This is a genomic window from Lactococcus petauri, from assembly GCF_002154895.1.
Taxonomy (GTDB): Bacteria; Bacillota; Bacilli; order Lactobacillales; family Streptococcaceae; genus Lactococcus; species Lactococcus petauri.
This window is the reverse complement of record NZ_MUIZ01000007.1, coordinates 20,049-46,373: the sequence shown is the minus strand read 5'-3', so window position 1 is coordinate 46,373 and position 26,325 is coordinate 20,049. Positions and strand designations below refer to the sequence as shown.

Here is a 26,325-nt window from a genome sequence, read left to right as displayed (position 1 = left end):
TCAAAATCTGTATTTACTACATCAAATACAAGGTTTAAGATAAAGCTTTATTTTACCATATTCAGATTTTTTATTCTTCATAATGAGATTCACGCTCCCTATTGTATCAAAGCACGTAACAAAAAAACACCCGAAGGTGCCTAGTTATTTCTTAGTTTTCGTCTGAAGCTACGAATGGCAAGAGAGCCATAACACGTGCGCGTTTGATAGCTGTAACCACTTTACGTTGGTTTTTAGCTGAAGTACCAGTTACGCGACGTGGCAAGATTTTACCACGTTCTGAGATAAAACGTTTCAAGAGTTCAGTGTCTTTGTAATCAACAACTTCGATTTTGTTAGCTGCGATAAAGTCAACTTTTTTACGGCGTTTGAAGCCACCACGTTTTTGAAAAGCCATAGTGTGTTTCTCCTTATATTATTGTATGATGTTGTTGAGTAGAAAAGTCAATACGGATACCGCTTTTATACTCAACGTATAGGGCTCAGATAGACTGCCTTGTACAGCTGCCTTACTTATTAGAATGGAAGATCATCATCTGAGATTTCCATTGGTGAGCCACCAAATGGATCTGCATCACGACCAAAATCAGGTGTTGAATTTCCTGCTGAGCTGTTAGAGCCAGCAAAAGGACGATTTTGTGATTGTTGTTGCTGTGGTGCAGAATATGAACCAGAGCCACCTTCACGTGCGGCACGACTTTCAAGCATTTGGAAGTTATCAGCCAATACTTCGGTCACGTAAACACGTTGACCTTCTTTGTTTTCATAATTTCGCACTTGAATACTACCTGTTACACCAATCAAGGCACCTTTTTTAGCCCAATTTGCCAAGTTTTCAGCAGATTGACGCCAGATGACACAGTTAATGAAATCAGCTTCACGTTCGCCTTGCGCGTTTTTAAAACGACGGTTAACAGCAATCGTAAATGTAGCAACCGCAGTATTTTGCGGTGTGTATCGCAGTTCAGGGTCACGCACAACGCGTCCGACCAAAACAACATTATTAATCATGATGCTTCTCCTTTAAATTTGTCCAGCTAAACTAGAATTAAGCTTCTACTTTAGTGATCATGTGACGAAGAATGTCGCCGTTAATCTTAGCAAGACGGTCAAATTCGCTCAAAGCTTCTGAATCAGTAGCAGCTTCAAGAGTTACGATGTGGTAGATACCTTCGCGGAAGTCTTGAATTTCGTAAGCGAGTTTGCGTGTTTCCCAGTCTTTAGACTCAAGATTAGCAGCACCGTTGTCAGTCAAGATACTATCGAAACGTTCAACGAGGGCTTTCTTTGCTTCTTCTTCAATGTTTGGACGAATAATATAAAGAATTTCGTATTTTGTCATTGATTTTTCCTCCTTTTGGACTAATGACACAGGTTGGAGCCTGTGTAAGTTATGAGTTTTTACTCACAAGTATATATTCTATCAAATTTAGCTACATTTTGCAAGTTGATTTATCTTATTTATTCTATTATAAAATAAAAAATAACCCTCTGCCTCTGCAGAAGATTTCTCATCATTTTTTATTATTAAGCGACTACATCAAGCACATTCGCTGGAATGTAGCGATACTCACCTTCTTTCGATTGATAATAGCCAAGCTTTTTCACGATAAAATGCAACTTGCAACGGCTATCAAAGCGCTGGTATAAATGGGAGATTTCCCCTTCCTGGCTACGGGTTACGCATACTATTTTTTCTCCCGCGTAAGTTGGAGATACATATTTTGGGGTAAACGTCATTGAAAACCACCTCCAGATATAATTGAGATGAAAACGCAATCATCTCTTCTTATATTATAACTCTTTTTAATCTCTAAAACAAATGTCTAGATTTTTAATGGCTAAACATTAAAAAATCTGTATTTTTAAACAACAATGTGTATAATTATTCAAATCTAGCAGGCTCGTCCTTGACATCCCTCTCAAATTAATCTAAAATATTCATAAATACTTAATAAACGATAGAGGTCGCAACCAATAATAAGCTAAGCAGAGCTAGAGCATGCTGAGAAGTTTAGCCCAGGAGCGGTTGCCGAAAGAGAAGTTATGCTCACCGACTTTTCTTGGTTTAGCGGGAAATACCTGTTAAACTGTCGTGGTCTAACTATGACTATGATGCGCTATTCGGATGAAAGATCTTTCTGACGTTTAGCAATCTCTAGGGATTGCTTTTTGTATTAATATTTATAAATTTAGGAGAGAAGTAATGGATAATACTTCAAATAATGAGGCCACGCCATCCACGCAAGTTAAACGTGGCCTTAAACATCGTCACTTAACAATGATTGCCTTAGGAGGAACTATTGGCACCGGGCTATTTGTTGCATCAGGCGCAACGATTTCTCAAGCTGGACCTTTAGGCGCGTTAGTTGCCTATGTCGCCATTGGGCTCATGGTTTTCTTCCTTATGACGTCTTTAGGTGAAATGGCTTCCTATCTTCCAGTATCAGGCTCTTTTGCTTCTTTCGCTGACCGTTATGTAGATAAAGCTTTCGGCTTCGCTATGGGATGGAACTATTGGTTTAACTCAGCAATTACTGTAGCGGTTGAGGCAGCTACAGTTGGTGTTATTATGCAGTTCTGGTTGCCCCATGTGCCCACATGGATATGGTCGACTATTGTGATTGCGCTCATCCTCTTGGTTAACCTCATTTCAGCTAAAGCTTATGGTGAAGCAGAATTTTGGATGGCGACAATTAAAGTCATCGCTGTTATCGCCTTTATCGTGATTGGTCTCGCAACAATTTTTGGAGTTATGAGTTATAAGCCAGATGTGGCACGCAATCTTTCTGCTGGAGGAAATCATGGTTTTGTCGGTGGTATTGGAGGTATGATTGCTGTCTTCATGATTGCAGGCTTCTCTTTCCAAGGTACAGAAATCGTTGGTATCGCAGCCGGCGAGTCAGAAAACCCTGAGAAAAATGTACCCTCAGCGATTAAACAAGTCTTTTGGCGGATTATTATTTTCTATTTCCTCTCAATATTCGTAATCGGTGCCTTGGTTTACTATAAAGACCCTAGTCTTCTCCGTGCAGCAACCCAAAGCGACATTACCGTTTCTCCATTTACCTTGGTATTTGAACGTGCTGGCTTAGCTGCTGCTGCATCCGTTATGAATGCTGTCATCTTAACCTCGGTTATTTCATCTGCCAACTCTTGGTTATATGCTGCTTCTCGCATGCTTTTTGGTATGGCAAAAGAGGGGCATGCACCAAAAATCTTCGCTAAAACAAATACAAGTAACGGCGTACCAATTTATGCAATTTTAGCGACTGTTGCCATCGGTCTTTTGGCCTTCTTAACAAGTATCTTCGGAACTGAAATTTATTTCTATTTGGTCGCTGCTTCCGGTTTGTCTGGTTTCTTGGCTTGGATTGGAATTGCTATCTGCCATTTCCGCTTCCGCCGTGCTTTTATTAAACAAGGTCATAAACTTTCTGAGTTAGGCTACCATGCTAAATGGTTCCCTATTGGACCAATCATCGCTCTTATTCTTTCAATCATTATCGTTATCGGGCAAATTACTACCGTAACGATGAATGCGCAAAGCATCATTACGACCTACCTTGCTTTACCTCTCTTCTTGATTTTATATTTCTCTTACAAAATCGTGAAGAAAACAAAACTTATTCCGCTTGAAGAAGTTGATTTAAGCCGTGATATTGATTAAAACAACTAAAAAAAACGCCATAAGGCGTTTTTTTAGTCGTTGATTATCTTCACTTTTTCGCCAAAAAATTCTTTAGCCTTACTTACAAGAACTTCTTCTGCTTCTGGCTCAGATTCCGTATCTTTTGTAACATGCTGCTCCCCTTTTTTAAGGCTTAAGACATACTCTTGACGTACAGACTGCCAATCTTGCTCTGCTAAAGCAATAATCTCAGGCGAAAATCCCAATATTGATGACATTAAATTGCCAAAAGTTAATTGTAGGTTTTCATTTTCCGTAACACGCTTTGCTAAATTACCATGAGGAAAAGTAACTACCACAAAATTACTTGAGGCTGCCACGGGGGCAGTATTATTGATTAAGGCACGGTCTGAAGGTTTGGTAAAGCTGGAAACAATTTCAGGCCATGCACCAAAAACTGCTTGACGAGCTTCGTTGGTCGCTTCCTTTAAAGCTTTAAAAACCAAATCTTGATTTACAGTGTACTTTTCGGTGACTGTTTTCGTTTTCACTTGCTGCTTAATTTGAACTTCTTGACTGACAGTGGATACCACCGTTTGGCTGCCCGTTTCTGCCAATTTAGCTTTTAGCTCTGCAACTTCTGCTTTTAAAGCCTGAAGCTCATGGCTCAAACTTTCTGGAACTTCCTTATCTTCCGCAGAAGAATAAGCACCTGCGTCTACAAGACGCATCGTCATCACATCAGCAGCAATTTTGCTCTGTGTTGTTTCTTTAATAATTTTCAGAGACTCAATCGCAATGTTGATCCATTGGTAAAGACGAGGTCGTGGGATTTCATTATTTTCCCGCAAAAGCAAATCACGGAAATAAGTTAAGAGATCTTCCGTAAAACGCAACATATTTTTACCTTCAAGAAAGATTTTCTCCAAAGCATCAAGTGCAGTTGGTCCATCTGAAGCGGTCAATGCTGCAACATAAGAGACAAGCGCTTCATTGGCAATGGAGCCTGTCACTAAAAGAGCATCCTTCTCTGCAAGCTTGCCATCAGAAAAACTTAAGGCCTGATCCAATAAACTCAAGGCATCACGCATTCCTCCCTCGGCAGATTTTGCAATGACATCAAGTGCCGCATCTTCAAACTCAATCTTCTCATCAGCTAAAACTTCTGCTAAGTGCTGACGAATATCATGCGTTGTAATGGCTTTAAAAGCAAATCTTTGCACACGACTAATAATTGTTGCCGGAATTTTTTGAAGCTCGGTTGTTGCTAAAACAAAGACAACATTATCTGTAGGCTCTTCCAAGGTTTTCAGTAAAGCGTTGAATGCTCCCGTTGAAAGCATATGAACCTCATCGATAATATAAACCTTATAAGTGGCGCGACTGGCTGCATAGGTTGATTTATCTCGAATCTCACGGATTTCGTCAACCCCATTATTCGAAGCAGCATCAAGTTCAATCACATCTTCAAGACTGCCTTCGGTAATAGCTTGACAAATATCACAAGTGTTACAAGGCTCTCCCTCTTTCTGATTAGGGCAGTTAATTGCTTTGGCAAAAATTTTTGCCGCGGAAGTTTTTCCTGTCCCACGTGGACCACTAAAAAGATAAGCGTGGGAAATCTGCCCATTAACGATAGCATTCTTTAAGGTTGTGGCCACCACTTCTTGGCCAACCATCTCATCAAATCTTTGACTACGGTATTTTCTATATAAAGCTTGGTAAGCCATTTTTCATTCCTTCTAATAAAGGTCTGGCTCTGCGCCAAGACCGAGCTCTTCATTGATTCGGAAAAGAACATCACGCGCCAGTATAGACTGATCAATATCGGCAGCGTTATAATTTTTCATTGCCTTGTAAATAGCCCAAACGCGAGCGCGGATGACTGTTGCCTTATCGGCTTCAGCAGCGGAGAAAAATATCTTTCTTTGTTTCTCATCAAATATTTCCCATGCAATAGTTAAATCATAGGCTGGATCGCCAACTATGGAAGCTGTTGTTTCAGCCACTCCCGAAAATTTGTCGGCCATCTTCCACACGGTATCTAAGTTCAAATCCCCATGTAACACGACCGCCGGCTTAGTCCATGGATTTTTAGAAGCTTTATCCCAATACAAGCGCAGACCTTCTACAGGTGCAATTCTTTTCATTTGATCCAACAGTGTCAAAAATTCAGCTTCGATGACCGGCAACATTAAGGCTGGGCTTTCGGCTCCCGTTGCTTCTAATTGGTGCAACTGATACACAAAGTTACCCAAATCTTGAGCAAATGCTTTAGGTTGAGCCAAAGCATTAAAACCTACAGGCTTCACCTCACTGGAACCAAATTTATCTGCTATAAAGTTATTTACTGTTTCCTTCATTGTTTACCTCGCTCAAAAAAATTTCCAATCAGTCATATCTGACAAAATGTGGCAAAATTCTTCAAGATATTTTTGATCGACATCATCATAAAAGGAAGTTTCTGAAGCATCCAAATCTAAAACTCCTTTTAATTCGCCGTCTTTAATAATCGGTACTACAATTTCTGACAGTGCTCGGCTGTCACAAGAAATATAGTTTTTATGTTCTTTAACATTGTCAACAATCAATGTTTGGCGTTTTTCTGCGGCTTCACCACATACTCCAGCGCCTAACTTTATTTCGACACAAGAAACCCCACCTTGAAAAGGGCCTAAAATAAGTTGTTCGCCGTTGTACAAATAAAACCCTGCAAAGACTTGATTAGGCAAGAAGTCATTAAGAAGAGCTGATGCGTTGGAGAGATTTGACAATGTATAGTTTTGTGTTGAAAGTAAACCTTTCAATTGTAGGTTAAGGAGTTCATATCCTTCAATTTTTTCGCTTTTATTCATCTTATAATTATAAACTTAACCCACAATAGAGTCAATACTTGCGATTAAATTATCCCTTATTTTCTTTTTGAAATATCTTTGGCTTTCATTTTCTCTAACTCTTTATTTATCTTGCTTTTTCTTGACTCTTTTCCTCCTTGATACAGCATGATTAAGACAAAGAGTCCAATGAAGGGCATCACAATATCTTTAAAATTAAAACCAAGAGCACCTCTGTATAAGAAAACACCTGCAGCGGCCAAGAAAGCAAGCGGAAGTATGGCACCCAAGTACTTATTTTCCCTATATCCCGCAAATGTCTGAAATGCGATAATGACTCCAATTATTGCTATATCCATTAAATGATTCATCTCAAATCTCCCTATGTTTTCTTATAATCTCTTTTGCACTGCTCAGACTCACTTTTTCATCAATAACCATTTGCATAATACTCACTTCAAAGGAATCCTTTTTAGTGTCATTCAGAGCAATTTTCTCAATTAAACGGTCTATACGCAACCGCACAGTAGGATAGCTCACCCCATAATACCTGGCCAACTCTTTCAAAGAACCCGATGCAAAAATAAATTGTTTGATAAATTCTTGTTCTTCATCTTCCAGATTAAAAAACCAATCCATAATTTCTCCAACCTTAATATTATTTATTGAAGCTTAACATTATTGAAGTAAAAAAGCAAAATTTTTCATTTTAATAAATGTAGATTGCTTTTTTTATTTAAAAATTGTCCTCCAGAAGCTTTTGTGTCATAATAAAAATATGACTTTAGAAAAAACCCGTAAAGAAATTGATGCACTAGACGACCAAATTATTGCGCTTTTAGAAAGACGCATGTCCTTGGTTGACGAGGTAATCACAGCTAAGGCAGAAGAAAATAAAAATGTCTACGATGCGGATCGAGAATACTTTATTCTCGAAAAGATAAAAAAAAGGACAGAGAAACTCCAATACGAGCCAGCTATCCACTCTATCTATAAAGAAATTATGAAACGTTCCCGAGAATATCAAGAAAAAAATCGCTTTAAATAGCGATTTTTCCTTTCATACTTGAACGTAATGCCATATATTCTAATTGTGGCAAATCCAAGAGAACTACCTTGCTACTTTCGATTAAACCAGCCGAGAGTAAGGCATTCAAAAAGCCCTTAATTTCAGTTGTACCTAATTCAAGACATTCTACGAAAATGATATGTTGAGGAGCTTTCAGTTGATCAAGCAATACCTCAAAATCTTCTGGTTGAAGTGCAACTTCTGGGTCTTTGCGATTAACAACCGTCAAATCTTCATTCTCCGACAAGTATTTGGATGCAAAGTCCTCAAACAGGTCACCATCAGCAGCTGCTTCCTGCGGTCCAGATACTGCATAAGCTCCTCTCTCCAACATTGCAAGTTTTGCAACCTGTCCATAGTCTAGTTTATCTATAATATTTTTTAAATTTTCTTTTATATCCATATGTATAGTTTAGTCTTTTTAGTATAAAAATTCAAAAAAAGCATCTCAAGGATGCTTATCTCTTTTAGTAAAGTTCCAAATAGTTATCGATTTCCCATTGACTTACAAATTGTGCATAGCTCGCCCATTCGATTTTTTTAGCTTCCACAAAGTTAACCAAAACATGCTCACCTAAGGCAGCTGTTACTACTTCATCTTCACGTAGTGCCTTCACAGCATTGTGTAAAGTCGACGGCAAGTCTGTAATACCATGTGCTTTACGTTCACTTTCGGTCATTACATAAATATTCGCTTCAACAGCTTCTGGTGCGGCGATTTTATTTTCAATCCCATCAAGACCAGAGGCAAGGAGAACAGCCATTGTCAAGTAAGGATTGGCTGATGGATCTACTGAACGAAGCTCGACACGTGTAGACATACCACGGGATGCTGGTACGCGAATTAGCGGTGAGCGGTTACGACCAGCCCAGGCAATGTAAACTGGTGCTTCATATCCGGGCACTAAACGTTTGTAGCTGTTAACTGTTGGGTTAGTGATGGCTGTATAGTTATAAGCGTGCTTGAGCAAACCGCCAATAAAGTAGTTTGCAGCTTCCGAAAGTCCCATATCACCTGCTTCATCATAGAAAGCATTTTGCCCATCTTCTGTGAAGAGCGACATGTTGCAGTGCATACCAGATCCATTAATACCAAACTTAGGTTTGGCCATAAAGGTTGCGTGTAAACCATGTTTACGTGCGATTGTTTTTACCACAAGTTTAAAGATTTGAATATTGTCACAAGCTTTCAATGCATCGGCATACTTGAAGTCAATCTCGTGTTGCCCAACAGCTACTTCATGGTGGCTTGCTTCTACTTCAAAACCAAGGTCAGTAAGGACATTTACGATTTCGCGACGTGTATTTCCTGCCAAGTCGGTCGGTGCGAGATCAAAATATCCACCTTTATCGTTTACTTCCAGTGTTGGTTCTTGATTTTCATCAAGCTTGAAGAGGAAAAATTCAGGTTCTGGACCAAGATTGAATTTTTTAAAGCCTAATTTTTCCATATTTTTAAGATTACGTTTCAATACGCCACGTGGATCTCCTGGGAAAGGTTGTCCTTCTGCTGTATAAACATCACAGATAACGCCAGCTACTTTTCCATACTCATCTCCCCAAGGGAAGATAATCCATGTGTCCCAATCTGGATAGAGGTACATATCTGATTCATTGATGCGGACAAAGCCTTCAATTGAACTGCCATCAAACATCATCTTGTTGTCAAAAAGTTTGTCTAACTGTTCATCAGTTGCTGGAACTTCTACGTTTTTAAGTGTTCCTAAAATATCGGTAAACATTAGACGTAGAAACTTAATATTTTTTTCTTTGACATCGCGACGGATGTTTGCTGCTGTGATTCCCATAATACGGCTCCTTTTAAGAATAAACGATGCTTCAATTTCTTTGATGTAAGTTTTTCTTACATACGCGGCTGGTTAAAATGAGTTGATGTTGGATGTCCGAAGCGTCCTTGCTGTGCAAATTCACGTTCTAAAGCAAGATGTACTTCACTGATAGAGAGATTTTTCATAGCTTTTTTCTGTCTTTGAGCATAGATACGCTTAATATCAGCGATATTATTGCCTTCCGACAGTAAATCAGCAATATCAAAAACAATCTCAATATCATTAAGAGAGTACATCCGACGGTTACCTTCGTTACGCTCTGGAAAAAGTAAACCTTGTTCCTCATAATAGCGAATTTGTCTTGCACTCAATCCTGTTAGTTTCATAACAGTACCAATAGGTAGCACTGCTAGGGAGTGTCTCAATTCACGTTCTTTCACCCGTCATCTCCTCAACTTCAACTCTATGGCCATATTATAAACCTAGTTTTATCTCTTGTCAAAGGTTTATGTCATATCATATAACATCAATTGCCATTATTTTCTAAAATATTTAAACAACCCTCTTTTACCAAGCGATAAGTTTCCTCAAAATCTCCCGTATACCAAGGATCTGGGACTGATTTATTCAAAAGCATTTTTATTTTATATTTTTGGTCTGCAGGAGCCATTTTCTCTAAATTTTCTTTGTTAGATTCATCCATTGCAATAATTTGATCAAAATATTGAAAATCTTCCCGTGAGATCTGTTGGCTCCCTTTGGCAGCATCAAATGGGATGCCATACGTAGTTAAAAGAGAACGTGTCCCTGGATGGATGGGATTCCCGTGTTCCCAGCTCGATGTGGCTCTACTTTCCACCTCGAAATTTTTCCCCTCTTTTTCAACTAAGTCCTTCATGACAAACTCAGCCATGGGACTTCGACAAATATTACCTAAGCAGACAAATACTATTTTTTCCATATCTTCATTATAGCACAGCTATGAGCATAAAAAATATCATATAATGGAAATTTACTTAAGTAAGACATATAAAAATACTCCATACGGAGTATTTTTTATTTCTCTTGATAAGGGTAGCCCAAATGTTCATAAGCTTTGGGTGTCGCTTTACGTCCTTGCTTAGTTCTCATGATAAACCCTTTTTGAATCAGATAAGGCTCATACATATCTTCAACAGTCTCTTGGTCTTCTGCTATATTAACCGCTAGCGTTCCTAAACCTACAGGACCTCCATTATACATTTCGATCATTGTGCGTAAGATTTTTTGGTCAATATAATCAAGTCCCGCATTATCCACATCTAAAATCTGAAGTGCTTTATCTGTGATTTCTTTATCTACGCGACCGTCACCCATAATTTGTGCAAAATCTCGAACGCGCTTCAGCAGGCGGTTTGCGATACGTGGTGTGCCTCGGCTTCGCAATGCAATCTCAAGCGCACCTTGGTCCACAATCTCCACTTCAAATATATCCGCTGTCCGTTTGACAATTTCCTCCAAGTCACGTTCAGTGTAATATTCCATATGTGCCGAAATTCCAAAACGCGCACGCAGAGGATTGGAAAGCATCCCAGCTCGCGTTGTTGCCCCCACTAATGTAAAAGGCGGCAAATCCAAGTGAACTGAGCGACTGCCATCGCCAGATCCGAGCATGATATCAATATAGAAGTCTTCCATGGCAGAGTAAAGAACCTCTTCTACTTGCATAGGCATACGGTGGATTTCATCAATAAAAAGGACATCTCCTGGCTCAAGTTCGTTTAAGATAGCGACCAAGTCACCTGGTTTTTCAATTGCTGGTCCCGATGTTTGTTTGATATTCACCCCCAGCTCATTCGAAATAACAAAGGCCATGGTTGTTTTACCTAATCCAGGGGGGCCAAAAAGAAGCACGTGATCCAGTACTTCTTCACGTAGTCTTGCTGCTTTGATAAATATTTCAAGTTGTTCTTTAACCTTGTCTTGACCGATGTATTGATTGAAAAATTGAGGCCTTAAAGACTTCTCAACCATCATTTCATCTTCAAGTGGTGTTGGTGATAAGTTTTCGTTCATTGTTTTTATTATAACAAAAATCCGTATTGTACGGATTTTATTTCATCATTAATTTAAGAGCGGCTTTGATATACTCTTCACTGGTCAATCCAGATTCAACTTCAAGTTTCTTCTGAATTTTCTTAAGCTCGGTTGCTTTATAGCCTAGGGCTTGCAAAGCTTCAATCGCTTCAATAAGAGCTAGATTTTCATTTTTAGCCGTAGTTTTGACCATTTCAGCTGAAGTCGTAGCATCAAACTTACCAGCTAAATCCAGAACCATCTGCATCGCTGTCTTTTTCCCGACACCTGGAAATTTCGTCAAATACTTGATATCGCTGTTGTCAATCGCATGAACAAGACCCACATTATCATCTGCAGCGATGATTGCTAAGGCAGATTTTGGTCCAATGCCCGATACACTAATCAAACGTAAAAACAAAGCTTTCTCTGCATCATCCATAAAGCCATATAAGCTATGTGCATCTTCCCGAATCACTTGGTGTACATATATTTTAATCTCTTGGTTCATCATATGCGACCAAGCATAAGGATTTGCTACATTGATGAGATAGCCAACACTTGCGACATCAACAACGATATATGTTGGTGTAATTTTAACTAACTTGCCTTGGAAGTATTCGTACATTAGCCCTCATCACCTTCTGTGTTAATAAAGTCTTGGATAATAAAACGTGGGCGTGCTTTAACTTCGAGGAAGATCTTACCAATATACTCACCAATAATCCCAAGAGCCAAGAGTTGTATTCCACCTAGCCCAATAATAGCAACCATGATTGAGGCCCAACCAGTCGTCGGAAAGCCTCCGATGAAATGACGCGCTACAACATAAATTCCAGCTACAAAAGCAAGAAGGAACATTGTCAATCCAGTCCAAAAAATAAAGCGCATCGGTGTTGCTGAAGTTGAAGTAATACCATCAATCGCAAAACTCACCATCTTTTTGAGAGGATATTTACTTTCCCCTGCAAAACGTTCCCCACGTTTATAGTAAACATTTGTTGATTTATATCCCACAAGAGGGACCATTCCACGTAAAAAGAGATTTACTTCCTCATACTCAGCTAAACCATTTAAGGCGCGACTGCTCATCAGGCGAAAGTCTGCCGAATTGGGCACAGATTCACTGCCTAGTTTCTTCATCAAGCCATAAAAAGCCATAGCTGTACGACGTTTAAATGCCGTATCTGTGTCACGATTATCACGTACGCCATAAACTACTTCGTAACCTTTTTCGTACTCTTCAAGCATCGCATCAATCGCATTGATATCGTCCTGTAAGTCCGCATCCATTGAAATAACGGCATCTGCTAAGTCTTTAACTTGCATCAAACCTGCCAAGAGCGCATTTTGATGCCCTCTGTTGCGTGAGAGATTGATACCACTAAACATCGGATTGGCCGCATGTTTTTCTTGAATTTTTTCCCAGGTACTGTCTCGCGAACCATCATTAACATAAACAACACGGCTTTTTTCATCAATCTTGCCAGCTTGCTTCAAAGCTGCATATTTCTCTTCAAGGCGGCGTGATGTTTCATCAAGTACCAATTCTTCGTTGTAACAAGGGACTACCATGTATAAAGTTGTCATTTTTCTTCTTTTCCTATTTTTAATTTATATTCTTCCAACTTGCGGCTTTGGAAAGATGTGTTTCTTGACGGCGTCGGAACATTTTTTCTAAATCTCCGCCATTAAAATGGACAATTGTTGGACGTCCATGCGCACAAGAGTAAGGATTCTCACAAGTAGCAAGTTCTTTGACTAATGCCCGCGCTGATTCTACATCAAGCGGATGATTTGCCTTAATCGAACTCTTACATGCCACCATTGTTGCTAAATCATGTCGATATTTTTTGACTGAGAATTCTTTTGTCAAAAGGATTTCATCAATCATCTCATAAACTGTTTCTTCTAAGTCATTTTCTTGAAGCCAAGTGGGATGCTCACGGAGAATTAATTGATTTTCTCCATATTCTTCAAGGAACAATCCTGCTTCTTCCAAAATAGATTTTCGATCTAAAAACATCAAAAAATCATTCTTAGGTAGACTAAAAATGTAAGGGGCCAGTAAAATTTGTTGATCCATGCTTACTTCACCAATTTTATCACGCCAATATTCATATTTTATCCGCTCTTGGGCGGCATGTTGATCAATAATATAAAGTCCATCTTGCGCTTGGCAAAGCAGGTAAGTAGCATGCAGTTGTGCCAGGTATTCCAAATCAGGAAAGGCCGTTTTTTCTTCTATTTTCTCTGAGCTTTCAGCCAGTTGTTTTTCTTCGACCACAGTTTCTTCGAAAATAGAAGGTGTGCGGGCTTCATCTGGAGGAACAACCTTCTCCTGAGGCATGCTGTACTCCTCATGTACCTGAGTCTTATTCACAAAGAAATCCTGACTTACCTTATCATAATAAAGGTTTGTTGATTTGCTCTCATTTGTAACTTCTGGTTGTTCCTCTACTTTCGCCCGCCGTGAATTAAGGTTTTCCAATGCATCAGGAATTAAAGTTTGCTCTACAAAAACACTTTGAATAGCTTCTGTAATCAAACGCATTAGTTCACGCTCTTTTGATAAGCGTACTTCTTGTTTTGTCGGGTGCACATTGACATCAGCTAATTGCGGATCAATCTCAATAGAAAGCACAACGATAGGAAAACGCCCCACCATCAAACGATTACCGTATCCTTCAAGGATTGCACGGTTTAGCAAGAAATTTTTGATGAATCGGCCATTTATCATCAAGGTAATGTAATTACGGTTAGCACGTGTCAGCTCAGGCAAACTCACGTATCCCGAAATCGTAAAATCTAAATCTTCCGCTTCTACTTTTAACATTTTTTTGGCAGTTGAAAGGCCGTAAACACTGGCGATAACCTGACGTAGATCACCATTTCCCGCCGTTTTCATCAATTCTCTGCCTTCATTGATCAGTGTGAAAGAAATCTCGGGATGAGCCATACTTTGACGATTAATGACATCCGTAATATGGCTAAGTTCTGCTTGCAAGGAGCGAATATATTTTAAGCGTGCCGGCGTATTGTAGAAAAGATTTTGTACAGTAACCTTGGTCCCTTCTCTTTGGGCAGTTGCTTCTAATGTGTCCACTTTTCCACCATGACTAATCAAGCGTGTACCTGACTCTTCATCTGTCACACTTGTCTCAATAGAAAATTCACTGACTGAAGCAATTGAAGGCATCGCTTCTCCCCGAAATCCAAGAGTACGGATTTTAAACAAATCCGCTTTATTTTTGATTTTACTGGTTGCGTGCCGCTTCAAAGACTTAGCAACATCTTCTTTTTCAATCCCCGTTCCATTGTCAATCACTTCAATGAGTCGTAAGCCACTCTCTTGAATTTTCACAATGATACGCGTTGCACCGGCATCAATTGAGTTTTCTACTAATTCTTTTACAACGCTAGCAGGCCGTTCTACCACTTCACCAGCTGCTATCTGATTAGCAAGTGCTTCATCAAGTTCGATTATTTTTCCCACTTATTCAGACCTCCGCATCAAGCGATTGTTTCTCTTTTTCATAGTCAGTACTTATTATAGCATATTTTAAAGAGAGAAATTTGAAAGCTGAAGAGCTTCTTGACAACAAAGAGAACCTCTCCTGAAATACACCGGAGAGGTCTCTCATATTATCACTTCATTAATCTATTTTAATACTGAAGCTGATCCATGTTACTGAATATAGCTGCGCCAAGAATCATAAAGAAAAGCAAGAGAAGTACGATAACTACTGCACCAATGATAAAGGCAACTAATCCGGCACGATTCCAACCGTCCATAACCTTACGAAACTCTTCTTCATCACGGTAGCGATTGTCTGGATTTTGTAGAGCCCAACGTTCTCCATTAATACCGAAAACAATAGCCCAAACAATACCAAAAATCCAGCCAAGCCAAGGAATACATACAAGTAAACTGAGCAAACCGAGATAAGAGCGATTAGCTACACCAAAGAAGACGGGCATAGCCATTGCACCCCAGTTCCATTTTGGAGTTATTCCTGATTTGACACGGTTGTCTGCCAAAAATGGCTCATCTGCATAATCAAATGGAGAAACTTGAGGTGCTTCAGTTTCTTCTTTTTCAGGAAGAATCTCGTCTTTGGATGCTACATCGGGAGCTGTAACCTCTTCTTCAGTTGTAGTTTCCACAATTTCCACAGGCTCCGAAACAGGCGAGACAGAGCGCTCTGTTTCTGATACTATAAGAGTTTCTTCCTGTTTACCTGCAGGAGTTACGCCAACACCATCTTCTTCCATAGTTTCAACTTCGGGGACTTCAGGTGTTTCTACGATTTTATCTTTATCTTCCGCCATACACTCTCCTTTTAACACTTCTATATTTATTCACTTTATTCTAACAATTTTACCATTAAAAACCAAATCTTACAGCCTGTCTTTGAGATCCCACAAAAAGTTCAAAGCTTCGCGTGCTGTCATATTATCGACATTCGTTTCTTTTAGCATCTCAATCAACTCTTGATGGTTATCTTCAAAAGTGAAAAGGCTCAATTGCTCTTTTTCAACTTCATGTGCCTTGCTCATCACAGGCTTATTCTCCAACTTTTGTAAAATAATATCGGCACGTTCAAGTAATTTTGTTGGCAATCCTGCAATTTTAGCCACATGAATACCATAGGATTTGTCTGCTGGACCTTCCGTAATCTTATGCAGGAAAGTCACATCACCGCCTTTTTCTAAGGTGGCAACGTGAACATTTTCTAACTCCTTAAGATTATCTGCCAACTCCGTCAACTCATGATAATGCGTCGCAAAGAGTGTTTTAGCATGAATATTATCATGAATATACTCAATAATCGACTGCGCCAAAGCCATTCCATCATAGGTTGCAGTGCCTCGTCCAAGTTCATCAAAAATAATTAAAGAATGCGGCGTAGCATGTTGGATAGCATGATTGGCTTCCATCATTTCTACCATAAAGGTCGACTCTCCTGAGATTAGATTATCACTTGCACCAATACGTGTAAAAATAGCATCAAATATTGGAAGTTCAGCAACCTCAGCTGGTACGAAAGAACCTAGCTGTGCCATAATAACAATCATCGCAAATTGACGCATGTAAGTTGATTTACCAGACATATTTGGTCCAGTTATGAGTTGAATTGCAGTTTGGTCCGGTAGCTTAATGTCATTGGGTACATATTCTTGTGCCCCAAGAACGCTCTCAACCACAGGATGACGCCCTTTTATAATGTTAACCTTACGTTCTGGAGTAAAAATTGGACGGATATACTGATATTTTTCGGCAACAGTCGCTAAGCTTTGCAAACAGTCGATACTGGCAATTGCTTTTGCTAATTTCTGCAGGCGCGATATATATTGTTCAGTTTCTGTACGTACTTGCGCAAAAAGATCATATTCTAAAATACTTGATTTTTCACGTGCCTCAAGCATAATTTCTTCGATTTCAGCCAACTCTTTTGAGCCAAAACGCTCTGAATTTTTCAACGTTGCCTTACGATAAAAGTGGTCAGGAACACTACCAAGCTGACTCTGCGTAATATGGAAATAATAACCATCTTTGCGGTTAAAATCAATTCTTAATGACGAGATTCCGGTGTTGGCTTTTTCTTTCGCTTCCAACTCTGCTATCCACGAGGTACCATTTGTTAAAGCTTCGCGATACTTGTCCAGTTGCTCATTATAACCTGACTTAATGACACCCCCTTCAGTGATGACACGTTGCGCCGATTCGTCAATTGCCTGACGTATCAAGGAGATAAGCTCTGGAATTTCATCCAGTTGAGAGATCAAGGGTTCCAAGGCTGGATTGTTCATGGTCAGTAAAACATTTTTAATGCCTGGGACATTAGATAAAGAATTTTCTAACTGTAAATAATCCACGGGAAGAACTTTACCGAAGGACACACGGGAAGCCAAGCGCTCAAGGTCGTAAACTCCCTTTAGAGCCTCAATCAAATCTGCCCGTTCAAAGAAATTGTCCACGAAAAGTTGTACAATATCCGCACGTTTATTGATTGCGCTGGCAGAAATCAACGGACGATCTACCCAGTTACGGAGTAAACGTGTGCCCATAGCTGTTTTGGTTTCATCAAGCAACCAATAGAGTGTCCCATGTTTTTTTCCTTCGCGTTTATTTGCGGTTAACTCTAGAGAAGATTTTGTTGCAAAGTCCATTTGCAGAAAGTCTTTTATTTCATAGTGTTCCACTTCCTGTAAGTGACTCAAATCCCGCAATTGAGTGCGATTAACATAGGCCAAGAGCTTTGAAGCCACTTGATTTTCCAAAGGAGTAAGTGTGGAAGCAACGTCTTCATACTCGTATTGCTCTGAAACCATCACGTTCAACTGTTTTTCAAAGACTTGCCTGTCATCATCTGATAGCTCATAACCGACGACAATCTCACGTGCTTTTAGAGATGATATCTCACTGAGGGCTGCTGAAAAATCAGAGAACTGTGTTGCTTTAAATTCGCCTGTTGATAGATCCATATAAGCCAAGGAAAATGTTTCAGAAGCTTTATCCAAGGCCACCAAAAAGTTATTTTCCGTTGTTAAACCCACATCAACAGCTGTTCCTGGTGTGATAACTTGAGTGACGGCACGTTTGACAATACCGACAGCTGTTTTAGGGTCTTCCATTTGCTCTGCCACGGCAACTTTATGGCCCAGATTCACAAGCTGCTCGATATATTGATCTGCTGAATGGTGAGGAACACCTGCCATTGGAATCGGATTTTCTGCATTCTTATTGCGCGAAGTCAGAGACAATTCTAAAATTTGGGCTGCATTCACCGCATCTTCATAAAAAAGCTCGTAAAAATCTCCCATACGAAAGAGCAAGAAAGCATCCGGATAATCAGCTTTGATATCAAGATATTGCTGCATTCCTGGTGAAATTTTTTCAGACATATAATTCTTCTTTCTTTTGAAAATTGTTTGCTTCTATTATAACATACAAAAAGCCAGCTTAAGCTTGTAGGTAAAAACAAAAAGGACACAAGGTCCTTCTCCTAGCGACCTAATGTCCTAAGGCTTCATTAACTTTACTTTCAATTTCACCTGTCACATGATTCAAAAGAGCATCAACAGGCTGCATTTTTAAAAGATAATCCTCAACTAAGGGATCATTTTTTAAAGACTTGTGTATCTTTTGTGCTGCATTAGATGTTTCTTTAAAGGCCTGTATTTTACCTATTTTTTGATAGAGAACAGCTTCCTTCTGCAGCTCCTTCATTTTACTTTGTTGCTCAAACAGCTCTTTTTCTTCCTGTAAGGTGTTTTCTGCTTTTTGAAAAGCCTTAACATAATCCAAATCAAGAATATGCGCAATCAATTTTTCTTTACTTGCATTATAAGGCATCTTTAATCTCCAAGGCTAAGCTTTCTGCAGCCGCTTCATCCTTACAAATGAGTAGTAAAGTATCTGCACCAGCCAAAGTCCCTAAAATTTCCGGGCGTTGCTCATCATCAAAAGCATTCGCCAAAAGATCTGCCTCACCCAGATGCGTGTGTACAACTACATTAACACTGGCAACATCAACTTTCAGTACAAAGTTAGTCAGATATTGTTGCAGCAAAGATTGTGAAGGCGAGTTAAGCTCTGTCAAAAAAACATAAAAGCTCTTGCCGTCTTCACGCTTTTTAATAATATGCAGCTCACGAATATCACGTGACAGACTCGCCTGCGTAATCTTTACCCCTCTAGATTCTAGGACACTTTGAAGCTCTTCCTGTGTCGCAATCTTATTTTCAGAGATAATTTGTTTAATTAAATTTAATCGTTCTTCTCTTTTCATAGTCTCATTATAGCATAAAAATACTCAACAAAATACAAGAATGAAGGTACATTTGTCATTATTTTAAGTTATTATTTATACACATTTTACCTCTTAGGATAAAAATATATGCACCTATCCTCATAATACCAATGAATAAAGAGACCTCTTCCTTGCTTCAACCATTCCACCTTCTAATCAAAAATGTATAAAAATACAAAATATATCTTTTATAATTTTTTCAGTCCGTAAATTCAACACATCACACAAAAAAACATCTCTGAAAAAGAATACTCCTTATCCTATAAGTTATTTGGCTCACTTCACTCATAAAGCTTAAAATTTAACACAATAAGCACTATACTTTTTTATTTCTATTATGGTATAATTATTCCATGAATGAAAAACTATTAGCAGCAAAATCTTTGTTCGCCGTACTCGATGGTGCGCTTGAACTCGAACAAATCGAAAATTTGCTTGAAAAACCAAAATCATCAGAAATGGGCGATATCGCATTTCCAGCTTTCAGTTTAGCCAAGACTTTGCGCAAAGCCCCACAAATCATCGCTGGTGAAATCGCTGAGAACATTGATGCTACTGGCTTTGATAAAGTAGTTGCTACTGGTCCTTACGTGAATTTCTTCCTTGACAAAAAAGCTGTTGCCACAGCAGTTATCAACGAAGTTATCACTGAAAAAGAAGACTATGGCGACCAAAATATCGGTCATGGTGCTAATGTTCCTATTGACATGTCGGCTCCAAATATTGCCAAGCCTTTTTCTATTGGTCATTTGCGCTCAACTGTTATCGGAGACTCGCTTTCAAAAATTTATGAAAAGATTGGTTACAATACAATCAAAATCAATCACTTGGGAGATTGGGGCAAACAGTTTGGTCTCTTGATCACTGCTTATAAAAAATACGGTGATGAAGCGACAATTACTGCCAATCCAATCGATGAGTTATTGAAGCTTTATGTACAAATCAATGCCGAAGCTAAAGAAGATCCCGCGGTAGACGAAGAAGGTCGCGCTTGGTTCCTTAAAATGGAACAAGGTGACGAGGAAGCCCTTCGCATCTGGAAATGGTTCTCTGATGTCAGCTTGATTGAATTTAACCGTATTTACGGTAAATTAGGCATTGAGTTTGATCACTTTACAGGTGAATCTTTCTACTCTGATAAGATGGATGCCGTTGTTGAAGACCTAGAATCTAAAGGCTTAATGCACGAATCTAAAGGTGCGATGGTTGTAGACCTCGAAAAATACAACCTCAACCCAGCCTTGATTAAAAAAACTGACGGTGCAACATTATACATTACACGTGACTTAGCAACAGCAATGTACCGTAAAGCAACTTTTGATTTTGTAAAATCACTTTATGTTGTTGGTGGCGAGCAACAAAACCACTTCAAACAATTGAAGGCAGTACTCAAGGAAGCCGGTTACGACTGGTCAGACAACATGACACACGTGTCCTTCGGTATGGTAACGCAAGGCGGGAAAAAATTCTCAACACGTAAAGGTCACGTTGTTAAGTTAGAAACAACACTTGACGAAGCGGTAGAACGTGCTCTGAAGCAAATCAACGATAAAAATCCTGACTTGCCAAACAAAGAGCGTGTTGCACAACAAGTTGGGGTTGGTGCCGTGAAGTTCTACGACTTAAAAACCGACCGTAACAATGGTTATGACTTCAACCTTGAAGAGATGGTTTCATTTGAAGGTGAGACTGGCCCTTACGTACAATATGCGTATGCACGTATCCGTTCAATCTTACGTAAAGCAAACTATGTACCGCAGCCAGTCAATGTTGAAGAAACACCAGCTGAAGCTTGGGAAATTGTGAAGCTACTCCAAGACTTTGGTAACATTGTTAAACGTGCTGCCGATAAGTATGAACCTTCTATCATTGCGAAATACTCAATTTCCTTAGCACAAGCTTTTAACAAATATTATGCACATGTACGTATCCTTGAGGACAACGAAGGGCTTCAAGCACGTTTAGCACTTGCTAATGCAACTTCTCTTGTCTTAAAAGAAGCATTGCGTCTGCTTGGTGTAGAAGCACCAGAGGAAATGTAAGTTTTCAAATAAAAAAATAGACCACATGGTCTATTTTTTTTATTTATTCGGTCTCACGCCTTCTGGCCACCAAAGTTTAATCAGCGCCTGAGTGCCATCATTTTCATATCCTTCTTCTGCTAAACGATCATAAAGTTTTTTCGCTCCTGCTGTGGCAGGAAGTTCAATCCCCATTTTTTCAGCCTCAGCTAAAGCAATTCCTAAATCTTTAATAAAATGTTTAACGAAGAAACCCGCACTAAAGTCCTCACGTAAAATACGCGGTGCATAATTAGTCATTGACCAAGTGGCTGCCGAGCCTCCTCCTACTGTTTGAAGAACTTTTTCCACATCTAAACCAGCTTTATCTGCGTAAACCATCAGCTCTGTCATTGCAGTCATCGTTCCTGCAATAGCAATTTGGTTGGCCATTTTGGTATGTTGACCCGCTCCTGCTGCTCCTTGACGTGTAATCGTTTTGCCGATAGCTTCAAAGTAAGGCAAGAGATGTTCATAGGCTTCTTTCTCACCACCTACCATAATTGTTAAGCTGGCATTCTTTGCCCCAATGTCACCTCCCGATACTGGAGCATCTAAAGCCGAAGCTCCTGCTTCTTTTGCAGCCTGATAAATCTCTTGAGCCAAAGCCGGCTCTGATGTCGTCATATCCACCAAAAACGTGCCTTGTACATCTGCCTTAAATACACCTTTTTCGCCGAAATAAATTTCGCGAACATCTTTGGGATAGCCTACAATAGAAAAAACAATATCCGTTACTTCTGCAATTTCTTGCGGTGTCGCGCAGTAAGTTGCTCCACGCGCTACTAAAGAATCAGTTTTTGCTTTTGTTCTATTATAAACATACAGTTCATTGCCTGCATCAAGTAGATGACCTGCCATTGCTGCGCCCATTACTCCTGTACCGATAAATCCGATTTTTGCCATGATTTCTCCTTTATTTGTTCAATCTTCTTTGCCTTGCTACTGTTCGACGTAAGGCTTTAATCTTTTGATTACGATAATCTTCTAACTTATAGCTTTTCAGTAATTTTTCAATCCCAACACGTGTTAAACCTACTTCCTCTCCTATACTTGCTAGAGCACGGAGGGGATTTTCATCTATACGCTCCTGTAGCTCTTCTTTTGTCAATCTTCTTGCCATATATTCACCTCTTAAATAAAAAATCCCGCCTAAGCGAGATTGTAACTGGTTATGGGGGAGAGGGGATTTGAACCCCCACGCCCTTACGAGCACATGCACCTGAAGCATGCGTGTCTGCCATTCCACCACTCCCCCAGCACTACCTATAATACCAGTTTCAATAGTGTTTTGCAAGAAATAGCTTACGCACCTGTATGCCCTAAAAGGATAGCTATAATCAATATAGCGAGTACCATCATCGTAATAATGACATACATTTTATCACCTTCTTTTGCAAAGGCAAAAATAGAAGCAACTACCCGAAGGACAGGTGTTAAAATCAAAAGAAACAGACCAGTCATAAGCCAAGCGAAGGCTTTAAAAGCAACAAGCCCCTCTGCAATTTCCGACAAGCCTCGAGGATAAGTCGTCCCTGGGTAACCAGAATGCCCCGTGAAAACAAACATAATTAAACCAATAATGATAATTGCCGAGCTAATAAACACACCCGCTCTTAAAATTTTTCCTATTCTGAGTTCAATTTCAAGTAATTTTTCTTTTTCTTCCGTCATAAACCAAGTCCTTTAAGTATCATTTGTAAAGCCATAAGACCAATTACAGGAATAAATATCAAGCGAATCGTCCGAGCAGGCAAATGTGGCATAATACGCGAACCAATAGCTGCGCCAGCTACAATTCCTATCGCTAAAGGTCCTGCTAAGGACGGATCAACATAGCCGTTAAAGAAGTAGACCGTCGCTGAAGCTGCTGCAGTTACCCCAATCATGAGATTTGAGGTTGCGGTTGACGGTTTTAATGGCATTTTCATCGTTGTATCCATAGCTAAAACCTTAAATGCCCCCGAACCTATTCCTAAAAGTCCTGAAGCTATTCCTGCACCAAACATAATCGATGCACCAGCTGGGACTTTTTCCACTTGATAAGCGACCTCTTTTCCTGTTTGCTTATCAAAGTAAGAAGAATTAAGCTTCATCTTTTCTGCCCATTTGTCTGAGGTAACATTTTGCAAGACTTTTTCACCTTGATGTAGCTTACGCCACATATTATAGGCTTGAAAAATCAATAAACAAGCAAAAAGTATATTTAATACCGCAGCATTAAACAGTCCGGCCAAAATCGCTCCTAGTAATCCACCAATTGTGGTAAAAATTTCTAAAAACATGGCGACCCGAACATTGACCAGATCATCTTTCAAATAAGAAATGGCAGCACCTGAACTCGTTGCAATAACAGCGACAATACTTGCACCGATTGCATATTTTATATCAACCCCAAAAAAAGAGGTAATAATCGGTGTGATGATAATTCCACCACCGAGACCTAAAATGCTTCCTACAATACCGGCAACAACGCCAAGTATGAGCATGCAAAGTGTAAAAGTTAATAAAGACATATTCCTATTCTATCACTTTCATTCGAAAGAATCTCAGTTGGAGGGCGCAAAGATATTTTTGTGATATAATTTTCTTAGTAGTAAATTTTTCTCATATAAGGAAATCATTATGAATCGTAAAGAGCTTGAAGAGAGACTTCAAAAAGAATTAAACTTACCTTTTTATCGTGCTAAAATTGCTGAGCGTGATTATACTGAAGCTGAGTATCAAGATATAAAGACCCAGTTAAATAAAGACTATCTGGATTATGTTGATACTTATATCGACTATGCTGAAAATGATGTTTGATAATCAATAGAAAGAAGAGACTAATGAGTAAACAAGTACTTTTTACCATGTTCGGGGCTACTGGTGACCTCGCAAAACGGAAACTTTATCCCGCCCTTTTCCAACTTTATAAAAAAGGCGAAATTGCAGAAAATTTTGCAGTGATTGGTACTGCTCGTCGCCCATGGACCGATGAGTATTATCGCCAAATCGTTATGGAATCTTTAGCTGGTTTAAGCAGTGACCAAGAAGAACTCAATGACTTCTCGAGCCACTTCTACTATCAAAGCCATGATGTAAATGACAGCAGTCACTATCATGCCCTCAAGGAGCTCGGAGATGAGCTCCGAGAAAAGTATAATACTGCTTGCAACCAAGTTTTCTATCTGGCTATGGCGCCACAATTTTTCTCAATCATTGCTAACCATCTCAAATCAGAAAAGATTCTGACAGGTAAAGGCTTTGAACGTGTGATTATTGAAAAGCCTTTCGGAAGTGATTTGGAAACAGCTCAAGAACTGAATACTGCACTTAAAGATGTCTTTTCGGAAGATCAAACCTTCCGTATTGACCACTATCTCGGAAAAGAAATGATTCAATCCGTTTCGGCTATCCGCTTTGCCAACCAAATGTTTGAATCCATCTGGGACAAGGACCACATCGATAATATACAGATTACTTTTGCTGAAAGTATTGGCGTTGAAGATCGCGGTGGTTATTACGAAACGAGCGGCGCACTCAAGGATATGATTCAAAATCATGTGCTTCAAGTTTTGGCTTTACTGGCTATGGAAAAGCCTCAAACTTTTACACAAAAAAATATTTTGAACGAAAAGGTTAAGGCCCTTCATAGCATTCGTAAATATTCCAAACAAGAAGCGCTTGAAGCTTTCATCCCTGGACAATATATTGAGGGTAAGATTGACGGTAAGGACTTTGTAGATTATCGTTCTGAACCCTCTGTAGCGCCAGATTCTAACACAGAAACTTTTGTCGCTGGAAAATTCCTTATTGATAATGACCGTTGGGCTGGTGTTCCTTTCTACGTACGTAGTGGAAAACGTCTGACAGAAAAAGGAACACGAATTAACATTGTTTTCAAACAGGACCCTAATAATATTTTTGATACAGATCTTGGGGAAAACATCCTTACCATTTATATCCAGCCTACTGAAGGCTTCTCCCTTACAATTAATGGGAAAGAAGTTGGCCAAGGATTCAATATCGCGCCTATCAAATTGGGCTACCGTCATGATGCAGCAATTTTAGGAAATTCTCCTGAAGCATATGAAAAACTCTTGCTTGACGTTTTACATGGTGATGGCACTAACTTCTCCCACTGGGAAGAAGTTTCCCGTTCTTGGGAACTTATTGATGTTATTCGCCAAGCATGGGATGAAGCGCATCAAGATCTTCCGAAATACCCAGCAGCAAGCATGGGACCACAAGAAGCCTTTGAACTTCTCAAAAAAGATGGAAGACAGTGGATTTGGCAACCTGATCAATGGTATAAAGAACGTGGTTTAATGTAAATAAAAAAAAGAAACTTCATTGAGGTTTCTTTTTTTCCACACATTTATTCACAGTTTTCCACATTTTTGTGAATAAGGTGTGTAAAACTGTGGAAAACTTGGGATAAGTAGAAAAATACAGTGGAAAACCTCGGGAAAAGCCCAATAATAGAAAATAACTCTGCCTCTGCAGAGTTATAATCTTGTATTCCATTTAGGATAGCCGTATTTCCGAATCAACTTTTTCCACACACGGCGTTCACGCCAGCGGTTAAACTTGGTACTCCAACCATCAGACTCTACCAATTGTTTCACAAGAATACTGCGAACCCCAGCACGGTGTGCAGCTCGAATATCTGTCATTAATTGGTCACCAACCATAATGACATGGTCCGGTCGTTCGTTAAGTTTAACTAAGGCTTTATTTATTCCCCAAGCAAAAGGTTTCATCGCACGCGAAACAAAATCAACATCAAACTTAGCTACCGCACGTTTGACACGGTCATGTTTATTATTTGAGACAACAATAACCTTTATACCATTTGTACGCATTGTTTGTAGCCATTGATGCAATTCGGGTGTTCCATCGGGATTATTCCAAGCAATAAGTGTATTATCTAAGTCCACCATAATTCCTCGAATGTCTCGCTTTTTTAAGTTTTCCACATCCAAGTTATACACAGCTTCTAGAAGATAGTCTGGTTTATAATTCACAAGTTTCATAAAAACATTATACCAAATACAGCAGCATTTACCTAATTGATAAACAAAAAA

General features: G+C 39.4%; 31 protein-coding genes, 1 tRNA gene and 1 riboswitch. Of the genes, 5 read left to right on the top strand and 27 right to left on the bottom strand.

All coding sequences use genetic code 11. The features are described from left to right. Positions 1–151: 151 nt before the first annotated feature. From rpsR to BZZ03_RS10160, 4 genes are all read right to left on the bottom strand, one after another. A complete protein-coding gene (rpsR, locus tag BZZ03_RS10175; protein WP_003133134.1) occupies positions 152–397 on the bottom strand; it encodes a 30S ribosomal protein S18 in 246 nt (81 codons plus the stop codon). A 119-nt stretch (positions 398–516) separates the two neighbouring features. Beyond that, a complete protein-coding gene (gene ssb, locus BZZ03_RS10170; RefSeq protein WP_017369521.1) occupies positions 517–1,011 on the bottom strand; it encodes a single-stranded DNA-binding protein in 495 nt (164 codons plus the stop codon). A 37-nt stretch (positions 1,012–1,048) separates the two neighbouring features. Continuing rightward, on the bottom strand, positions 1,049–1,342 hold the full coding sequence (rpsF, locus tag BZZ03_RS10165; RefSeq protein ID WP_003133129.1) for a 30S ribosomal protein S6: 294 nt from the start codon (positions 1,340–1,342) through the stop codon (positions 1,049–1,051). A 185-nt stretch (positions 1,343–1,527) separates the two neighbouring features. Further along, the gene (locus tag BZZ03_RS10160; protein ID WP_019291955.1) at positions 1,528–1,740 is read right to left on the bottom strand and encodes a hypothetical protein; all 213 of its coding nucleotides are present in this window, start codon (positions 1,738–1,740) and stop codon (positions 1,528–1,530) included. A gap of 214 nt (positions 1,741–1,954) precedes the next feature. Beyond that, positions 1,955–2,131: riboswitch (Lysine riboswitch) on the top strand. A gap of 75 nt (positions 2,132–2,206) precedes the next feature. On the opposite strand from BZZ03_RS10160, the gene BZZ03_RS10155 reads away from it, so the two are divergent. Continuing rightward, positions 2,207–3,670 (top strand): amino acid permease, encoded by a 1,464-nt coding sequence (locus tag BZZ03_RS10155; protein ID WP_019291956.1) that lies wholly within the window; start codon positions 2,207–2,209, stop codon positions 3,668–3,670. A gap of 32 nt (positions 3,671–3,702) precedes the next feature. Here BZZ03_RS10155 and dnaX read toward each other — a convergent pair whose 3' ends face one another. Genes dnaX through BZZ03_RS10130 form a run of 5 tightly spaced genes read right to left on the bottom strand, consistent with a single transcriptional unit; the run spans position 3,703 to position 7,104 of the window. Continuing rightward, the gene (gene dnaX / locus BZZ03_RS10150; RefSeq protein WP_086583206.1) at positions 3,703–5,361 is read right to left on the bottom strand and encodes a DNA polymerase III subunit gamma/tau; all 1,659 of its coding nucleotides are present in this window, start codon (positions 5,359–5,361) and stop codon (positions 3,703–3,705) included. 12 nt (positions 5,362–5,373) lie between these two features. Beyond that, on the bottom strand, positions 5,374–5,994 hold the full coding sequence (locus BZZ03_RS10145; RefSeq protein ID WP_086583205.1) for a protein kinase family protein: 621 nt from the start codon (positions 5,992–5,994) through the stop codon (positions 5,374–5,376). Between the two features lie 12 nt (positions 5,995–6,006). After that, positions 6,007–6,486 (bottom strand): GAF domain-containing protein, encoded by a 480-nt coding sequence (locus tag BZZ03_RS10140; protein ID WP_003133125.1) that lies wholly within the window; start codon positions 6,484–6,486, stop codon positions 6,007–6,009. A 56-nt stretch (positions 6,487–6,542) separates the two neighbouring features. After that, on the bottom strand, positions 6,543–6,836 hold the full coding sequence (locus tag BZZ03_RS10135) for a hypothetical protein (protein ID WP_086583204.1): 294 nt from the start codon (positions 6,834–6,836) through the stop codon (positions 6,543–6,545). 1 nt (position 6,837) lies between these two features. Beyond that, the gene (locus tag BZZ03_RS10130) at positions 6,838–7,104 is read right to left on the bottom strand and encodes a DUF2089 family protein (RefSeq protein WP_019335757.1); all 267 of its coding nucleotides are present in this window, start codon (positions 7,102–7,104) and stop codon (positions 6,838–6,840) included. A gap of 139 nt (positions 7,105–7,243) precedes the next feature. Between BZZ03_RS10130 and BZZ03_RS10125 the strand changes: the two genes are divergently transcribed. Beyond that, positions 7,244–7,513 carry a chorismate mutase gene (locus BZZ03_RS10125; protein WP_019293319.1) on the top strand — a complete coding sequence of 90 codons (270 nt, stop codon included), beginning with the start codon at positions 7,244–7,246 and terminating at the stop codon, positions 7,511–7,513. On the opposite strand, the gene BZZ03_RS10120 is transcribed toward BZZ03_RS10125, so the two are convergent. From BZZ03_RS10120 to argR, 12 genes are all read right to left on the bottom strand, one after another. Then, complete coding sequence (locus BZZ03_RS10120) at positions 7,506–7,937, bottom strand: hypothetical protein (protein ID WP_086583203.1); 432 nt, start codon at positions 7,935–7,937, stop codon at positions 7,506–7,508. The two genes, BZZ03_RS10125 and BZZ03_RS10120, sit on opposite strands and share 8 nt — an antisense overlap. A 64-nt stretch (positions 7,938–8,001) precedes the next feature. After that, positions 8,002–9,342 (bottom strand): type I glutamate--ammonia ligase, encoded by a 1,341-nt coding sequence (glnA, locus tag BZZ03_RS10115; RefSeq protein WP_019291962.1) that lies wholly within the window; start codon positions 9,340–9,342, stop codon positions 8,002–8,004. Between the two features lie 56 nt (positions 9,343–9,398). After that, on the bottom strand, positions 9,399–9,764 hold the full coding sequence (locus BZZ03_RS10110) for a MerR family transcriptional regulator (RefSeq protein ID WP_003133119.1): 366 nt from the start codon (positions 9,762–9,764) through the stop codon (positions 9,399–9,401). Positions 9,765–9,850: 86 nt separating this feature from the next. Beyond that, the gene (locus tag BZZ03_RS10105) at positions 9,851–10,285 is read right to left on the bottom strand and encodes a low molecular weight protein-tyrosine-phosphatase (protein ID WP_019291963.1); all 435 of its coding nucleotides are present in this window, start codon (positions 10,283–10,285) and stop codon (positions 9,851–9,853) included. A 95-nt stretch (positions 10,286–10,380) separates the two neighbouring features. Continuing rightward, the gene (ruvB, locus tag BZZ03_RS10100; RefSeq protein WP_019291964.1) at positions 10,381–11,379 is read right to left on the bottom strand and encodes a Holliday junction branch migration DNA helicase RuvB; all 999 of its coding nucleotides are present in this window, start codon (positions 11,377–11,379) and stop codon (positions 10,381–10,383) included. Positions 11,380–11,416: 37 nt separating this feature from the next. Then, on the bottom strand, positions 11,417–12,007 hold the full coding sequence (gene ruvA, locus BZZ03_RS10095) for a Holliday junction branch migration protein RuvA (protein WP_019335753.1): 591 nt from the start codon (positions 12,005–12,007) through the stop codon (positions 11,417–11,419). After that, positions 12,007–12,969 carry a glycosyltransferase gene (locus BZZ03_RS10090; protein WP_061414920.1) on the bottom strand — a complete coding sequence of 321 codons (963 nt, stop codon included), beginning with the start codon at positions 12,967–12,969 and terminating at the stop codon, positions 12,007–12,009. Before BZZ03_RS10090 ends, ruvA begins: the two co-directional genes overlap by 1 nt. A 19-nt stretch (positions 12,970–12,988) precedes the next feature. Continuing rightward, the gene (gene mutL / locus BZZ03_RS10085) at positions 12,989–14,875 is read right to left on the bottom strand and encodes a DNA mismatch repair endonuclease MutL (protein WP_086583202.1); all 1,887 of its coding nucleotides are present in this window, start codon (positions 14,873–14,875) and stop codon (positions 12,989–12,991) included. Positions 14,876–15,045: 170 nt separating this feature from the next. After that, complete coding sequence (locus BZZ03_RS10080; protein ID WP_086583201.1) at positions 15,046–15,711, bottom strand: hypothetical protein; 666 nt, start codon at positions 15,709–15,711, stop codon at positions 15,046–15,048. A 69-nt stretch (positions 15,712–15,780) separates the two neighbouring features. Beyond that, positions 15,781–18,288 carry a DNA mismatch repair protein MutS gene (gene mutS, locus BZZ03_RS10075; protein ID WP_086583200.1) on the bottom strand — a complete coding sequence of 836 codons (2,508 nt, stop codon included), beginning with the start codon at positions 18,286–18,288 and terminating at the stop codon, positions 15,781–15,783. Positions 18,289–18,397: 109 nt separating this feature from the next. Beyond that, positions 18,398–18,739: a YlbF family regulator gene (locus BZZ03_RS10070; RefSeq protein WP_019293298.1), complete on the bottom strand. Its 342-nt coding sequence runs from the start codon at positions 18,737–18,739 to the stop codon at positions 18,398–18,400. Next, positions 18,729–19,175: an arginine repressor gene (gene argR / locus BZZ03_RS10065; protein ID WP_086583199.1), complete on the bottom strand. Its 447-nt coding sequence runs from the start codon at positions 19,173–19,175 to the stop codon at positions 18,729–18,731. Before argR ends, BZZ03_RS10070 begins: the two co-directional genes overlap by 11 nt. 374 nt (positions 19,176–19,549) lie before the next feature. Here argR and argS point away from each other — a divergent pair, with 374 nt between their 5' ends. Next, positions 19,550–21,238: an arginine--tRNA ligase gene (gene argS / locus BZZ03_RS10060; protein WP_019291972.1), complete on the top strand. Its 1,689-nt coding sequence runs from the start codon at positions 19,550–19,552 to the stop codon at positions 21,236–21,238. A 39-nt stretch (positions 21,239–21,277) separates the two neighbouring features. Here argS and BZZ03_RS10055 read toward each other — a convergent pair whose 3' ends face one another. From BZZ03_RS10055 to BZZ03_RS10035, 5 genes are all read right to left on the bottom strand, one after another. Then, a complete protein-coding gene (locus BZZ03_RS10055) occupies positions 21,278–22,162 on the bottom strand; it encodes an NAD(P)-dependent oxidoreductase (RefSeq protein WP_086583198.1) in 885 nt (294 codons plus the stop codon). Between the two features lie 10 nt (positions 22,163–22,172). Beyond that, on the bottom strand, positions 22,173–22,379 hold the full coding sequence (locus tag BZZ03_RS10050) for a hypothetical protein (protein WP_019291485.1): 207 nt from the start codon (positions 22,377–22,379) through the stop codon (positions 22,173–22,175). 52 nt (positions 22,380–22,431) lie between these two features. Then, positions 22,432–22,514: transfer RNA gene (locus BZZ03_RS10045), tRNA-Leu, on the bottom strand. Between the two features lie 47 nt (positions 22,515–22,561). Continuing rightward, entirely contained in the window at positions 22,562–22,930 is a 369-nt protein-coding gene (locus BZZ03_RS10040; protein WP_086583197.1) for a DUF1634 domain-containing protein, read from the bottom strand. Further along, complete coding sequence (locus tag BZZ03_RS10035; protein ID WP_019291483.1) at positions 22,927–23,772, bottom strand: sulfite exporter TauE/SafE family protein; 846 nt, start codon at positions 23,770–23,772, stop codon at positions 22,927–22,929. The genes BZZ03_RS10040 and BZZ03_RS10035 overlap by 4 nt, the downstream gene beginning before the upstream one ends. A gap of 109 nt (positions 23,773–23,881) precedes the next feature. Here BZZ03_RS10035 and BZZ03_RS10030 point away from each other — a divergent pair, with 109 nt between their 5' ends. After that, positions 23,882–24,061 (top strand): hypothetical protein, encoded by a 180-nt coding sequence (locus tag BZZ03_RS10030; protein WP_019291482.1) that lies wholly within the window; start codon positions 23,882–23,884, stop codon positions 24,059–24,061. A 23-nt stretch (positions 24,062–24,084) separates the two neighbouring features. Then, the gene (zwf, locus tag BZZ03_RS10025; protein ID WP_086583196.1) at positions 24,085–25,572 is read left to right on the top strand and encodes a glucose-6-phosphate dehydrogenase; all 1,488 of its coding nucleotides are present in this window, start codon (positions 24,085–24,087) and stop codon (positions 25,570–25,572) included. Between the two features lie 174 nt (positions 25,573–25,746). Here zwf and BZZ03_RS10020 read toward each other — a convergent pair whose 3' ends face one another. Next, positions 25,747–26,274: a YqeG family HAD IIIA-type phosphatase gene (locus BZZ03_RS10020; protein WP_019291480.1), complete on the bottom strand. Its 528-nt coding sequence runs from the start codon at positions 26,272–26,274 to the stop codon at positions 25,747–25,749. Positions 26,275–26,325 lie beyond the last annotated feature (51 nt).

Excerpts from the sequence above, each read along its gene's own strand:
- rpsR (WP_003133134.1), bottom strand. The coding sequence starts at position 397 with ATGGCTTTTCAAAAACGTGGTGGCTTCAAACGCCGTAAAAAAGTTGAC.
- ssb (WP_017369521.1), bottom strand. The coding sequence starts at position 1,011 with ATGATTAATAATGTTGTTTTGGTCGGACGCGTTGTGCGTGACCCTGAA.
- rpsF (WP_003133129.1), bottom strand. The coding sequence starts at position 1,342 with ATGACAAAATACGAAATTCTTTATATTATTCGTCCAAACATTGAAGAA.
- BZZ03_RS10160 (WP_019291955.1), bottom strand. The coding sequence starts at position 1,740 with ATGACGTTTACCCCAAAATATGTATCTCCAACTTACGCGGGAGAAAAA.
- BZZ03_RS10155 (WP_019291956.1), top strand. The coding sequence starts at position 2,207 with ATGGATAATACTTCAAATAATGAGGCCACGCCATCCACGCAAGTTAAA.
- dnaX (WP_086583206.1), bottom strand. The coding sequence starts at position 5,361 with ATGGCTTACCAAGCTTTATATAGAAAATACCGTAGTCAAAGATTTGAT.
- BZZ03_RS10145 (WP_086583205.1), bottom strand. The coding sequence starts at position 5,994 with ATGAAGGAAACAGTAAATAACTTTATAGCAGATAAATTTGGTTCCAGT.
- BZZ03_RS10140 (WP_003133125.1), bottom strand. The coding sequence starts at position 6,486 with ATGAATAAAAGCGAAAAAATTGAAGGATATGAACTCCTTAACCTACAA.
- BZZ03_RS10135 (WP_086583204.1), bottom strand. The coding sequence starts at position 6,836 with ATGAATCATTTAATGGATATAGCAATAATTGGAGTCATTATCGCATTT.
- BZZ03_RS10130 (WP_019335757.1), bottom strand. The coding sequence starts at position 7,104 with ATGGATTGGTTTTTTAATCTGGAAGATGAAGAACAAGAATTTATCAAA.
- BZZ03_RS10125 (WP_019293319.1), top strand. The coding sequence starts at position 7,244 with ATGACTTTAGAAAAAACCCGTAAAGAAATTGATGCACTAGACGACCAA.
- BZZ03_RS10120 (WP_086583203.1), bottom strand. The coding sequence starts at position 7,937 with ATGGATATAAAAGAAAATTTAAAAAATATTATAGATAAACTAGACTAT.
- glnA (WP_019291962.1), bottom strand. The coding sequence starts at position 9,342 with ATGGGAATCACAGCAGCAAACATCCGTCGCGATGTCAAAGAAAAAAAT.
- BZZ03_RS10105 (WP_019291963.1), bottom strand. The coding sequence starts at position 10,285 with ATGGAAAAAATAGTATTTGTCTGCTTAGGTAATATTTGTCGAAGTCCC.
- ruvB (WP_019291964.1), bottom strand. The coding sequence starts at position 11,379 with ATGAACGAAAACTTATCACCAACACCACTTGAAGATGAAATGATGGTT.
- ruvA (WP_019335753.1), bottom strand. The coding sequence starts at position 12,007 with ATGTACGAATACTTCCAAGGCAAGTTAGTTAAAATTACACCAACATAT.
- BZZ03_RS10090 (WP_061414920.1), bottom strand. The coding sequence starts at position 12,969 with ATGACAACTTTATACATGGTAGTCCCTTGTTACAACGAAGAATTGGTA.
- BZZ03_RS10080 (WP_086583201.1), bottom strand. The coding sequence starts at position 15,711 with ATGGCGGAAGATAAAGATAAAATCGTAGAAACACCTGAAGTCCCCGAA.
- mutS (WP_086583200.1), bottom strand. The coding sequence starts at position 18,288 with ATGTCTGAAAAAATTTCACCAGGAATGCAGCAATATCTTGATATCAAA.
- BZZ03_RS10070 (WP_019293298.1), bottom strand. The coding sequence starts at position 18,739 with ATGCCTTATAATGCAAGTAAAGAAAAATTGATTGCGCATATTCTTGAT.
- argR (WP_086583199.1), bottom strand. The coding sequence starts at position 19,175 with ATGAAAAGAGAAGAACGATTAAATTTAATTAAACAAATTATCTCTGAA.
- argS (WP_019291972.1), top strand. The coding sequence starts at position 19,550 with ATGAATGAAAAACTATTAGCAGCAAAATCTTTGTTCGCCGTACTCGAT.
- BZZ03_RS10055 (WP_086583198.1), bottom strand. The coding sequence starts at position 22,162 with ATGGCAAAAATCGGATTTATCGGTACAGGAGTAATGGGCGCAGCAATG.
- BZZ03_RS10050 (WP_019291485.1), bottom strand. The coding sequence starts at position 22,379 with ATGGCAAGAAGATTGACAAAAGAAGAGCTACAGGAGCGTATAGATGAA.
- BZZ03_RS10040 (WP_086583197.1), bottom strand. The coding sequence starts at position 22,930 with ATGACGGAAGAAAAAGAAAAATTACTTGAAATTGAACTCAGAATAGGA.
- BZZ03_RS10035 (WP_019291483.1), bottom strand. The coding sequence starts at position 23,772 with ATGTCTTTATTAACTTTTACACTTTGCATGCTCATACTTGGCGTTGTT.
- BZZ03_RS10030 (WP_019291482.1), top strand. The coding sequence starts at position 23,882 with ATGAATCGTAAAGAGCTTGAAGAGAGACTTCAAAAAGAATTAAACTTA.
- zwf (WP_086583196.1), top strand. The coding sequence starts at position 24,085 with ATGAGTAAACAAGTACTTTTTACCATGTTCGGGGCTACTGGTGACCTC.
- BZZ03_RS10020 (WP_019291480.1), bottom strand. The coding sequence starts at position 26,274 with ATGAAACTTGTGAATTATAAACCAGACTATCTTCTAGAAGCTGTGTAT.